This is a genomic window from Paraburkholderia bryophila (assembly GCF_013409255.1).
Lineage (GTDB): Bacteria > Pseudomonadota > Gammaproteobacteria > Burkholderiales > Burkholderiaceae > Paraburkholderia.
Genome location: NZ_JACCAS010000002.1, coordinates 1,363,078 through 1,375,478, shown reverse-complemented (window position 1 = coordinate 1,375,478; position 12,401 = coordinate 1,363,078). Strand labels below are relative to the sequence as shown.

The following is a 12,401-nucleotide window of genomic DNA, read 5'->3' as shown; positions in this document are numbered from 1 at the left end:
GCAGCAATGTCTCGCCGGACGGGTCAGCCATAGCATCGGCGCGCCCGCAGGAAAGTGACTCTTCGGGCTTGGGGCAAGCGTACCAATGCGGCCCCGTACCCAACATAAGAAGCGAAAAGAATGGGTATCCTGTACAGGAAGGTTTGCCGCAAACCCAATCTCCGCAAAGCAGCGCGTTCAGTGCTCGCTAACGCTCTGATTTCCACCTCTGAAAGCACCCGGGACGAAGCTAAGCAGTTTCAGTTGCGGCTCGAGCAGAACATCAGCGACCTTCGCAAACAACTCGTCGCCGGGACCTTCGAGTTTCCGCCAGCTCGCGGCGTCGCCGCCAGGAAGCCCGGCAAGACCGCCAGGCGGCCTATTGTGATTGCACCGATTGCGTCGCGTGTCGTACAACGAGCGATTCTTGATGTGCTGACTGGCTTGCCTTTCGTTCAAAGCATCCAGAAAAAGGCGTGGAATCATGGTGGTGTAGAGGATGGCGGGGTCGCGAAGGCTATCGCCCAAACCTACGAAGGCACCATTCAATACCATTACTACGTCAGAACCGACATCAAGGACTTTTTTACGCAGGTTCCCAAAGAAGACTTGCTGGCAATCGTCACAAAGCATACGGACGACCCGGAGTTCGACGCGCTGTTGACGCGGGCAGTCAAAGTTGAACTCGCTAACCTTTCCGAGCTGCGCGAGCACCAAGATATTTTTCCGCTGGCGTCTCGCGGCGTCGCGCAGGGCTCTTGTTTGTCGCCGCTTCTGTGCAACTTGCTTCTCCATGACATAGACGAGCAGCTAAATACCGGCGGCACGATGTCTGTACGCTATATCGACGACCTGATAATTTTTGCGCCCAATCGGAGTCGTGCCTTGAAAGGCTTGAAACAGCTTAAGCATGAACTCAAGCAATTTGGGCTCGATGCTTACGACCCGCCGACAAAAGCTAGTCCTGCTGCCTCGGCAAAGGCGGCGGCAGGGGAAACCAAGAAGGGATTCTCCTTTCTTGGCTGCGACGTCTCTCCTGAGGCCATCTCGCCGGGAAAACGCGCCCGCGGCTCGTTGCTAGCGAAGGTGGACGCTCTCTGCAACAAAGCGCTCACGAGTCAACGACATCTGAAGGCTGGCACATCGGAGCCGATGACGTTGGCCTCCGACCCGACCTTGCTCAGCACGCTCTGGCGCGTCTCCAACACGGTTCGCGCTTGGGGCGCAGCTTTTTCTTTCTGTACTGACCACCGCATTTTCCGACAACTCGACAATGACGTCGCGGTGAAGCTGGCCGAATTTCGCCGTCTCTGGCGGTCGAAAACAAGCTCGCTGAACTCGGCTGAACGCCAACGATTGATGGGAATGCATCTACTGGACGACACTAGGTTCGACCCGTCATTCGCTGATATGGTCACGTCGCGTGCGGGTACAAGAACCAAATAGACATTCGGGCGTGTGCAGTCATCGCTTCGACGGGCGGGAGGTACCCATTGCACATCCTGCCTTCACCTAGACGCTGAAAGCTTGTGTAGACTTGCTTCCCCGTGGATATTAGACGAAGCGACCTGTTTTTTGCGACCATGAATATCATCGCCGACACTGGTAAAACTAAAATGTCATTTGAGAGAGCAGCCCGCGCGGGTATCCATGCCTCCACCTGAACACCTCAACTGGTTGGTACAAGGGGAACCGCTGAGGACCGGTGAAGGTAAGACGGTCACTATTTTAGAATTTCAACATCAACCGGACAACGCTGTCCTATCGGCGTGGGCACGTCATTTTCGCCAGCACTACTGTTCCGATGACGACATTGACGTTCTACGAGCAGGAACTGAACATTCGCGCTCCGAATTTCTGAAAAACCTGGTGTTTCCCAATACCACCAAACCCGGACCATCAATTCGGTCTGGCGATTTTGCTGAAATATTGGTTTGTGACTTCCTCGAGTACAGCATGAATCACTGGGTTCCCAGGGGGCGATTTGCGGAGAAAGCAACACCCAATGAATCGGTGAAGGGAACTGACATCATCGGTCTTTTTTTGTCTCCGACTGGTAATTCTATCGAAGACACGCTGACGACTTTTGAGGTCAAAGCACAGTTGCGTGCAGGCAAGCCTCAGGCTAGGCTCCAAGTCGCGGTGGATGACGCAGCAAAAGACAAAGTACGGCAAGCTTACACGCTGCTCGCCATGAAGCGGAAAGCGCACATGCAGGGCGACAACGCGCGGGTAGCTCTAGTCGAGCGCTTTCAAGCGAAACCAGATAGGCCCTTTATCGAACAGACCGGCGCGGCTGCCGTGCTGAACAACCACGCATTTGATGCTGAGCTGATTGCGACGACGACAACAGCGTCACATCCTCCCGGCTCTTCTGTCCTTTTGCTGGTAATTCGAGGAGAGGATTTAATGACACTCGCCCATAGTCTCTTCGAGAGGGCCGCAGATGAGGCCTGAGGCAAATTCTCGGCGCGTGTTCGGGATAACACAAGCCAAAGCCAGAATGTATGAGTACGCGGTGCGAGAAGAGGAACATATCGATATTCCCGCCGGCACACATCCTGAAGACCTGTTTGCGCTTGCTATAGGTATTCTGGGCGACGAGGCAGCGGCCGTATGCGATAAGTTTCTCGAACAGCGCACGGTGCTCGGCGCTCCAGTGGCGACGGACCAGAATGGTCTGCGATTTGCTGCCGCATTCTTTTACGCATATGTCGAATCGAGGTTTGACGTCGACCTTGACGAAGAATTGCTGACACTTGCTGCAGCGACGTTTTACTTGGCCGAGATTCCGGGTAGTAGTTTCGTTGTCAGCAACCTGCTATCGACACGTGCCCGCCAACAGTTAGACCCTTTCTCGACGGTTCTGCGCTTAGTGCTTGCGAATCGTTGGGACGACGCGGAGGTTCCTCCCGAAACTCGATTTTCGCCTTTTCTTGTAACCATGTTGCATGCGGTGAGTGATTTGCTGTCGCGCGACGGAGGTGACGAGCGAATTCTCCTAAGGCACTGCTCTGGGCTCCGGCAAGCTGTCTATCGAAGCGGTAGCTCGCGGGATGTTGCGTTTGTGGACCTATGCGTGGCAGTCACTCTACGCAAGGTCGGCAATTCGAGCCGCCTCAACTTGCCTCGATATTCGCGGCTGGACGAAGAGCAGTGGTCAGACGTTCTCCGAAAACCCAAGTTCGTTTCAGAGCTTTGGCCAGCACAGCGCCTACTCGGAAGAGCCGGCTTATTTGCGGGAGCGTCGGCTGTCGTTCAGATGTCGACGAGTGCGGGAAAGACTCGAGCGATTGAACTTGTAATTCGGAGCGCGATGCTATCCCGCAGAGCCCGGACGGCAGTCGTGGTCGCACCATTTCGAGCGCTGTGCCATGAAATATCAAACTCTTTGCGCCAGACATTCGCAGGCGAGCAGGTGTCTGTCGACGAGCTCTCGGATGTTCTACAGCAAGACTTTCTAGAGTCGCTTGCGGACCTGCTAGGCGAGGTTATTCAGCCTTCCCCACAGGTTCTAGTGCTGACGCCAGAGAAGCTTTTATATGTTTTGCGGCAAGCGCCTCAGATTGCCACAAAAATAGGGTTGGTTGTTTACGATGAGGGGCACCAGTTCGATTCGGGGCCCCGAGGCGTGACGTACGAGTTGCTACTAACCACGCTGAAACAGTATCTACCGCGGGGAGCCCAGGTCGTTTTGGTGTCGGCGGTCATTTCGAATGCAGCTACAGTCGGAAAGTGGCTAATCGGCGAGCGTGCGCTCGTGGTTGACGGAAAGGACCTGACGCCGACCCAGCGTTCAGTTGTATTCACGAGTTGGCAGCATGCCCTCGGCACTCTTCAGTTCGATGCGCTGGGTCAGCCTGATGACTTCCCTTACTTCGTTCCACGAGTCATTGAGCCACATTCATTTCCACTTCGTGGTCGAGAACGTGTAGTCCGAGTCTTCCCCGAACGTAGTGCTTCGGACGTTGCCCTGTATCTTGGACTAAAGCTGGCGCCACAGGGTAGCGCCGCTATTTTTTGTGGAAGAAAAGATAGTGCCGCTGGCATCGTCAGAGATGCCGTCCAATACTTTGAGCGTGGCTTACCCTATCCGTCGCCGGCAGAAATCGCGAATCAGGCCGAGCTGGAAAAATTGGTGTACCTCCACGCGAAGCATTTCGGCGAAGAGGCGGTCGTCACCAAAGGCGCAAGGTTCGGTGTGTTGGCGCATCATGGCAATACACCACAAGGTCTTCGACTCTGTATCGAGCACGCGGTTAAAGAGGGCCTTGTGCCCCTGGTCGTGTGCACGTCCACGTTGGCGCAAGGAGTGAATCTGCCGCTCCGATACCTAATCGTGTCGACAATCTATCAGGGCGGCGAGCGAGTGAAGGTGCGTGACTTTCACAACTTGATGGGCCGAGCGGGCCGTGCCGGGATGCATATCGAGGGTTCCGTCATCTTTGCGGATACGCGCGTGTTTGACGGTAGGAGTGCTCGGCGTGAGCGGTGGCGGTGGGATACCGTTCGTGGACTTTTAAATGTCGCGAATGTGGAACCGACCGGCAGCTCGCTTCTCGGCCTTGTTTCTCCAATAACGAACGTTGATGGCTCGCAGGAAGTGCAGGCCGCTTTCGACGTCATCATTGCACTACTAGCGGACGAAGATAACGCACTGGCGCAAATCAATGACGACGCACATTACTTGGCCGGTATTGGCGCGACACCTGAGCATGTCGCGCAGCAGGTGAAAACCAAGGAGCGGCTCGTCAACGCTGTTGCCAGCTTCTTGCAGGCTAGTCGCGGGGAAACCGCATTCGAGGAATTTATTGAGGTGGTCAATGGGCTTGCGAAGAGTACGCTAGCGTACTCGTTGGCTTCGGATGACCAGAAAACGTTACTGGTCGACTGTTTCATCGCAATCGCGCGGGCCGTCCAAGACCGTGAGCCGGAAGCTGCTAACCAGACGCGGAATTCCCGGACGCTCTTGGGTCTGAATGCACTTGCGAAGATTTATAGATGGTGTGAGCGGAGCCGTGACCTCGTGTTCGCAGCCCAGACTGAGGTGGAGCTACTGAATGCGATTTGGCCAGTCTTGCTTGAAGTCGGTGAAGACGACCTGCTTGAGAAAGTCGTCGGCAAGGAGTTGCTCATAAATGTCGCGCAATCGTGGCTGTCGGGGGCAACGTATTCTCAAATCGGAGAAGTCATCTCGGCTGCTGGCATCGTGAAGCGATTTGGAGAGGGTGCCCGCCAGTTCACGCCTGAAGACGTCGTAGATATCTGCGATAACTGCTTCGGCTATGAGTTTTCGTTGTATCTGACCGCGTTGGTGACGTATTTTGAGCAGGATGGCGACCGCAACAATGTCAACACCGTGGAACTGATAAAGCGCCTTCAAAGCGGACTAAAATACGGCCTTCCAGACGCATTGGCTGTTGCCATCCAAGAGGCGGGTTTTTCAGACCGGATGCTTACTCAAGATTTGCGACACGTCTTCGATGGAGTTCATCCTTCTCGAGGAGCTGTTGTCACTTATGCTCGCAATAACCCAGCTGTGCTTCGCGCCGTTCTTGATAGATACCCGTCGTACTTTCAGATGGTTTTTGCCAGTCTCACGGAGGATTGAGAGACAAGCGCCTCGCCTAGCCTGGCGGGACCAGTGGCGCGGCGCATAGTGACCATGCACCGTCAGCATCCATGTTAGGAGTTGAGCTCGGGCGACAGTAATCGGCCGAAGTCATCGTCCGACACGCTTAGAAACAACGTCTTCGTTGACGAATATACTGAATCAACGCATGGATATATTGCCTGCCACAACAGAAGCAAAGGGCACTCTCGCGTGGCCCGCACGAAAGAAATACGCTGGGCGTAACCACGCTTGGAAGCTATTCCGTGTTCAAGATGACAAGAGAGACATGCATCACATCCTCGCAATGGGTACGGAGGAATCCGATGAGTCCGGGAACGAGAGAATTGACCTCGTCGCGTATCGGGTCGACACAAACCGGTTCGGCGATTGGGCGACAAGAGAGGAGGTCTGCACGATGTCTGCTCGTCGCTCATTCGGGCTCAAGCTCACCAACGGCTTCGTGGTCGTTGAGCAAGAGTCGTTGCGGAGCCTGAATATTGGCAGTCTCTGCTTCAATGAAGTCGTGAAGTGGGCGCGTCGCGTTGCCCCTGATGATTCGGTGATTCCGACAGAGTTGCTCGCTAGTCATGTCGGCTCTTACAAGCCAGAGAACCTAGAAAGACGCCATCGATTTTATAGGCAGTTCGGCCTCGAGTTCGAGTTCACAAACCGAGGGGCGCACGCATTGGCCAGTGGCATTTCGAAACCAATAGTCGGACGCGACCTTGTCACCCACCCGATGTCGAAATACCCCAACATTGTTGAAATTGAACTGGTGTCGGCCGTTCAGCAACTGGCGATGAGGCAAGAAGGCCTTGAGGATGACGTGAGCCGGCTTGAAGGGGCCGTGTCGAGGTTACTTGCCGAACGGCGACGACGTAGCGACAGAGTCGTGAAGGTGGCACAGCTATTAAGGTGGCCGCTTGTCTGCGCATCGTTTGCAGCGGGCGCGATTCTCGCGCGCCCGGACCACTTTGGACTGCATCTGTAATTGCGTGGGGAACAACGGGGTGAGTTGCGTCGACGCAATCCGGCCAATACGCAACAGAATGCGGAAGTTTGAGTACGCATCTGTATTGAACCAGATATCCGCATACCTGCAGGTCGACGCAGGAGGAAATGACAACCTCGCCCCCCGACTGCCGTGGGTCGCAGAAAGGCTCGCGCTATGGACGCTTCGTGACAAGCCGCATCTGTATGGACGGGTGCCCATGCAACTTGCCGACCTCATCCGGTGTATGAATGAAGCGTGGAACGCTATGGATACCGCAATCGAATGGACGCGGCAAGGCAATCCCATAGGCCTTTTCGTGCGTTCCGTGCTCCTGGCACAGGCCCCTCATCAAACAGCAGTGGGCTTCGGCGCGTTCGCCCGCCAAATTAACCTTCTTAACCGTCTTGACCCAGCATCGCGCCTAAGTCGCGCGCTGGAGGCGTCCGTTGGCATGGCGACGAACGACTATCTGCAACTAGCCGTGTTCTTTTGGCTCAGGGACGAAGGGCGAACCCACGAGGTATTCGAACGTAGCTACTGGCAGGTTTTGACAAATGCGTTCGGACCGTCAAATCTGCACAGCTTCCTCAAGACGATTTTTAAGAGTCGCGAGTCCGTGTGCAACGAGATGGGACAAGAGAGTCAGAATGGACCGGATAGGAGGGCGGCTCGGAAGATGGCTTGCTATCAGCACTGTCTCCAACCCAAACCCAGACAATCTGGTCACGCTCAATGGCAGGATAAGATAGGACGCGGGCTTTCGAGGGGATGCTCTCCTGGCCGGGAATCTCGATGCAAGTACCGCCCCTGTCGAATAGCAACCCGTGGTACCCGCAGCGAACGCCCTGCGCCTCGACAGAACCACAGGAAAGAGGCAGTTCCTTATGGCAGCAGTGGTCTTCAAGTGCACCGACTTCTCCGGTGGGCAGGCGAAAAAACACCATCGGTCGGTTCAGAATCTTTCGGGCAACTGGCTTGTCACTGAGTTCCCACGAAAAGGCCGCCACCCACCACTGATTCATTGGGAATGCGGTTCGGCGGAAGGTGATGGGCGTCTCTTGCGCAAGATTTTCCAATTGTCGTCTCCTTAGAGCTCAAGCCACGCTCGCGCACTGCAGCGAGGGGGCCTTTACCGGGTACTGGGCTTTGCCTTAAAGGTCCAGCACCAGGACTGATGTTTTCGAACGCGAACAGCAGGGCAAGAACTGGTCGCCGGCGGCTTTTTCTTCGTCGGTCAGGTAGGAATCGCGATGGTCCGGCGTTCCCTCCAGGACCCGCGTGAGGCAAGTGCCGCAAACCCCTTGCTCGCACGACGTGAGTAACTCGACGCCCTTCTCGGCTAACGCCTGCACGACGGTGCAACCAGGCGCGACATCGACAGTGACACCGCTGCTGAGTAGCTTCACCTGAAAAGTTTTGTCTCCGGCGGCTTGCTCGACGACTCCTCCAAAGAACTCATAGTGGAGTCGGTCCTCGGTCCATCCCTGTTTGCGGGCCTCAGCCAACACAGCGTCCATAAAGCCCCGGGGCCCGCAAACATACAGATGGCTATCCGGAGGCGCCTGCTCAAGCGTTCGAGCGATATTGAAAACCTGCTCAGAATCACCGTCATCGAAGTGGAGCTTCACGCGATGTCCAAATTCAGAGGAGCCAATGCGCTGCACGAAAGCCATGCGCTCGCGGGAGCGGCCGCAGTAATGCATTTCGAAGTTCTCGTCTACTGCCGACAATCGCTCCGCCATGCACAAGATGGGCGTTATTCCAATTCCGCCGGCGAGAAAAAGGTGATGTGAAGCATCATGCGCCAACGGAAAATTATTTTTCGGAGCACTAATTTTTATCGTGTCGCCTTCGTGGATAAGGTCATGTATCGCCTTAGAACCGCCACGTCCCTCGGCGTCACGCAACACAGCAATTTGGTAACGGTTCGACTCGATGGGGTTGTTGCATAACGAATACTGCCGAACCAGACCGACGGGAAAATGAACATCAATGTGCGACCCCGCGCTGAAGGGGGGAAGACTTGCTCCGTCTGCCGTCGTCAGCTCAAATCCGCAAATTCCCGGAACATCAGCCCACTTGCGCGAGACCTTGACCTCGAGAGTTGATGTATTCATTAGGCCTCCGACACCTTCTCAAGCGGGATGACTTTTTTTTGTGACGATGCCTTTTTTTCCTCTGCGAGCAGGCGGTCGATGACTTTGCGAGAGAGCACTCCGCCCGCGTCGATGTTCAGCTTGAGCAATGCGCGCTCACCCTACTGTGCTCCACTTCGAGCGCGCGGTAGTAATTGAGCTTTCGCACGTCGACCATTGCGACGTATGGTGCGCCGTCTTTCATCAGGACCATTTCCCTACCTGCAATGACGTCGTCTGCCAACTCAGCTACGCGCTTGCAACTACGGCACGTGACGATGCCAGACGACGCGCGTTTGCAGATGGGGTTGACTGGCTCGCCGGCCGGAAGCTCAGTTCTGGCGACAGCCACGTTGCCTTTTGCTTTGACGCCATTGCGATGCTAGGGATTGCTCTTGGTGCACGCGCCGTTGATGACATCGCGCTTACGGAGCGCGTCTCGAACTGGTTCGAAACGTTTATAGCTGATGTCGTGTCGAAACACGCTGGGCCATCATGGGCGCGCTATCTGCTGGCTTCTGTTCCTGCTCTGGTCAGCGTATCGACGGGCGTCGCCTTGCCAGATGTCGACGACGACGATGCTGACGTCAAACTCGTTCTTCAAAGCTCAATAGTGAGCAATGCAGGAGTCGACACGGCCCTGCAGAACAGGGCAAGGAGGAGAGTCAAGCGGACCGAAAACGAAGATGCTGAGCGCGCGGTCCTCCTATTGGGCGCGCTCGACTTCGTCTCCAACCTTCCCGTGACCGTGGACCTACAGCGACCGTCTATCGCACAGGTCTCGCAAATGCTGGCACGCGCTCCAGCTGCACTTCGGCGGTGGACATGGGAGGATGCGCCGAAAACACGAAATTCGGACGCAATGAAGTGGGACGTTCAGCACGAGTATTGCGTACAGAATCTTCTGTACGCAATACTGGCTCCAATTTTCACGGACTTGGTCGATGAGGAATGGATGCCGCCAGTTGGACAGAAAAATCCGCGTATCGATATAGGGATTCCGTCATTAAATCTCATTGTTGAAGCCAAGTTCTTGCGTCCAGGGGTCAGTTTTGCGAGCTTGATAGGCGAACTGGCCGAAGACGCGAGCCTCTACCGCGCACGAGGTAGTGGCGGCCGCTACTTGCATGTCTTGCCTTTCGTGTGGGACGACAGTCGGCGAACGGAGGAACACGCGAAGTTCCTGCAAGGACACGAGCAAATTGAGGGTATCGCTCACCCCGTCGTTATCGCAAGACCTAGCACATGATTTCATCATAGTCGCGGTCGTGCATTGCCGGAGAAAAGAGACTGACTACATGCCAATTGATATCAACAGATAGCTGCAATCTGCCTTTCCCGTTGCCATCTCAAGGAGCGATGTTCACCGAGCGACTATCGCCGGATCCGACGATGGGAGCACGAGAACACGCTGGAAGCGATGCAGCGCCGGCTTGACCGGAAGCCCGATGCGATGACCATCCGCCGAAGTACCGTTGAGCATGTCTTCGATACGCTCAAACACTGGATGGGTCCCGCACACTTCCTGACCAGGACGCTCAGGCGAGTAAGTACCGAGATGAGCCTTCAGGTGTTGGCCTATAACCTCAAGCGAGTCATGAACATACTTGGGGTTGCCGGGACGATGAAGGCCATGAAGATGGCTGGACCCGCGCAATCGAGTTCGCCTGCCAGCTGATAGGTCGATGCTCCGCTGAGGTGTCTTACGATATCGTTTCAGCCTCTCGCTCATGGTTGTCATTCTGCGGTGTAACAGTGGGCATATGACTGTGCTGTAGGACCGAAGTCCATCATCATCGTCCTGCTTTGCGCTTTTGCGGCACCAAGTCCATTGGAGTATCGAAGTCTTCCGACAAGTGGACGCGCCCGCGGAGGGCGCCGAAGCGCCTCGCCGAATGGCGAGGGACTGTATTTTCGTCACTCGCCCGTGTCGTTTCTCGAGCTTCGTTAGCAGTCTTCCTAGGTAGGACGACACGTGCGAACCACACTCCTGCACCGATGGCTAATGCCAATTGGAACATCCTGGTTTCCAGTCGATTCATCGGAATGCCTCAAACAGTTCCCATGCGCGCAACCGCTGGCACCAGCGCTTGAGGTGCACTCGATCGCGATTTCCATAAGTGGGTATGAGCCGATCATAGACGCATTCACGCGTCCAATAAAGCTATGTCGCAGGCGCGTTTCCGGCGAGGGTGGAACAAACTGCAAAGAAATATGGCCAGGTTCGACAAAGTGCAAAAATATGCTTCACCGAGCGGTTTTCCGTGACGCTCAGTTCCTTGCTGCATCGTTACTCAGGTGCAAAAATATGGTTCTGGCTCGCTGCAAAAATATCCTTCCTGTCTCACGTGTGACCCCGGAGACGAAAGCCAAGTGGGTGCTTAAACTGGAACGCACGCGGCAACGCACCGCAATCAGATGCATGGACGTAACCCGCGGAGAAATGGCTTTGACGACCAAGGCTCTGATGGAGCTCCTCGCCGACCCGGCCTTTGTGGCGCCGCTGCTTCGCATAAGAGTTTCGACTGCGACCGGCAAGCCCTGATTGTCGACTGGCGAACAGCCACCGAGATTGAATGGGATGCCGTGTCGCCGTCCCCCATATGCAGTCAAAGCGGATCGCCCAGAATGCGAGCCAGCTGTGGGTTGGTGCCGACAACCCGGGAGCCCACGCGATTGTGCGAACGAACCCCATGGACGCATTACGGCACCAAAGTTCTTCCGGGGCGGCATAGCCGCCAAGGCTAAAGGCGCTAGTAGTATTACCTTTCACTTGATCCAGATGGGTTTCTGGCGCGTTCCGTCGCAGCCGGCAAATGAAGAAACGGGCGCGGTGGCTGCTGCATTCGGAGAACTGGGAAACGGCTGCTGGTGCAGCCGGGGATGTGGATTGCTCACTTGACACCGGCCCGCTAACGAGTGTCAATAATTGCGAGCGTTCATGCGGCCACTCGATGCTCATAGAATGGTCCGTCTCTGTAATCAAGAATCGCGTACAAGGCCGTCAAGTAAGAAGCATCCGGACTAGGCCACGCATTAATGTTCTCGGGTTTACTCGGAATGATGCAGCGGTCGTGTCCCGCAGCCGCAACCTCCGGCGGCGGCTCGTCTGTAATGGCAGAAAACGAAAGCAAATCGTAATAATCTGATATGTACCGTTCCCCGCCTTGCGTAAAAGATGCAATCATCGGCTGAGACGGACACGAGTGACTGACTCTGTCCACAAACAGCGAGAATGGACACAGTGACTCAGACAGTCGAGTTACCCGCAAGGCGTCAGAACCGACGGCATCCATTGGAATGGAAACGATCGGTCGTCGAGCAGACGTTTGAACCCGGTGCCTCGGTCGCGCGGGTCGCCCGCGATAACAACATCAACGCCAATCAGGTGTGGGCCTGGCGCAAACTGTACGCCCAGGGCCTGCTGGTCGAGGATGAGCAAACCCAGACCATGTTGCCTGTCGTTGTAGACGTACAGTCTGATCGACCGGCTGGCGATGCGCTGGAGGCGCCAGACGCGCCGATACCTCCGGTGGCTACAAACGGCAATATTCAGCTTCAGCATGGCAACACTTCGGTCCGGATAGAAGGCGTGCCCGATGCGACGATATTGCGCCTGGTCCTCGAGCGGATTCTTCGATGATCGGTATGCCTGCAAATACACGGATCTGGATCGCAG

The 12,401-nt window shown here is 55.7% G+C and carries 7 protein-coding genes and 4 pseudogenes; 7 read left to right on the top strand and 4 right to left on the bottom strand.

Annotation, left to right across the window (positions count from 1 at the left end; genetic code table 11):
* Window positions 1–120: 120 nt before the first annotated feature.
* The 4 genes from GGD40_RS27310 (at window position 121) to GGD40_RS27295 (ending at window position 6,584) form a co-directional block, all read left to right on the top strand.
* Entirely contained in the window at window positions 121–1,425 is a 1,305-nt protein-coding gene (locus tag GGD40_RS27310) for a reverse transcriptase domain-containing protein (RefSeq protein ID WP_179745751.1), read from the top strand.
* A gap of 204 nt (window positions 1,426–1,629) precedes the next feature.
* Entirely contained in the window at window positions 1,630–2,436 is an 807-nt protein-coding gene (locus GGD40_RS27305) for a virulence associated protein (protein WP_179745750.1), read from the top strand.
* 61 nt (window positions 2,437–2,497) lie between these two features.
* Window positions 2,498–5,590: a DEAD/DEAH box helicase gene (locus GGD40_RS27300; protein WP_179745749.1), complete on the top strand. Its 3,093-nt coding sequence runs from the start codon at window positions 2,498–2,500 to the stop codon at window positions 5,588–5,590.
* Window positions 5,591–5,879: 289 nt separating this feature from the next.
* Complete coding sequence (locus tag GGD40_RS27295) at window positions 5,880–6,584, top strand: hypothetical protein (protein ID WP_179745748.1); 705 nt, start codon at window positions 5,880–5,882, stop codon at window positions 6,582–6,584.
* Window positions 6,585–7,228: 644 nt separating this feature from the next.
* On the opposite strand, the pseudogene GGD40_RS27290 reads toward GGD40_RS27295, so the two are convergent.
* From GGD40_RS27290 to GGD40_RS27280, 3 genes and pseudogenes are all read right to left on the bottom strand, one after another.
* Window positions 7,229–7,609 (bottom strand): annotated as a pseudogene (locus GGD40_RS27290) (Rieske 2Fe-2S domain-containing protein); the annotation flags it as partial.
* 129 nt (window positions 7,610–7,738) lie between these two features.
* Window positions 7,739–8,704, bottom strand: coding sequence for a PDR/VanB family oxidoreductase (locus tag GGD40_RS27285; RefSeq protein ID WP_179745747.1), 966 nt, complete (start codon window positions 8,702–8,704; stop codon window positions 7,739–7,741).
* A pseudogene (locus GGD40_RS27280) lies at window positions 8,704–8,841 on the bottom strand (aromatic ring-hydroxylating dioxygenase subunit alpha); the annotation flags it as partial. The gene GGD40_RS27285 and the pseudogene GGD40_RS27280, both read right to left, overlap by 1 nt.
* Here GGD40_RS27280 and GGD40_RS27275 point away from each other — a divergent pair.
* Window positions 8,832–9,971: a PD-(D/E)XK nuclease domain-containing protein gene (locus tag GGD40_RS27275; RefSeq protein WP_257030602.1), complete on the top strand. Its 1,140-nt coding sequence runs from the start codon at window positions 8,832–8,834 to the stop codon at window positions 9,969–9,971. The pseudogene GGD40_RS27280 and the gene GGD40_RS27275 sit on opposite strands and share 10 nt — an antisense overlap.
* Before the next feature lie 93 nt (window positions 9,972–10,064).
* Window positions 10,065–10,400: pseudogene (locus GGD40_RS27270) on the top strand (transposase); the annotation flags it as partial.
* A gap of 1,261 nt (window positions 10,401–11,661) precedes the next feature.
* On the opposite strand, the pseudogene GGD40_RS37060 reads toward GGD40_RS27270, so the two are convergent.
* Window positions 11,662–11,859, bottom strand: a pseudogene (locus GGD40_RS37060) (SOS response-associated peptidase family protein); the annotation flags it as partial.
* Between the two features lie 98 nt (window positions 11,860–11,957).
* Between GGD40_RS37060 and tnpA the strand changes: the two are divergent.
* Window positions 11,958–12,365, top strand: coding sequence for an IS66-like element accessory protein TnpA (gene tnpA / locus GGD40_RS27265; protein WP_257030601.1), 408 nt, complete (start codon window positions 11,958–11,960; stop codon window positions 12,363–12,365).
* Window positions 12,366–12,401 lie beyond the last annotated feature (36 nt).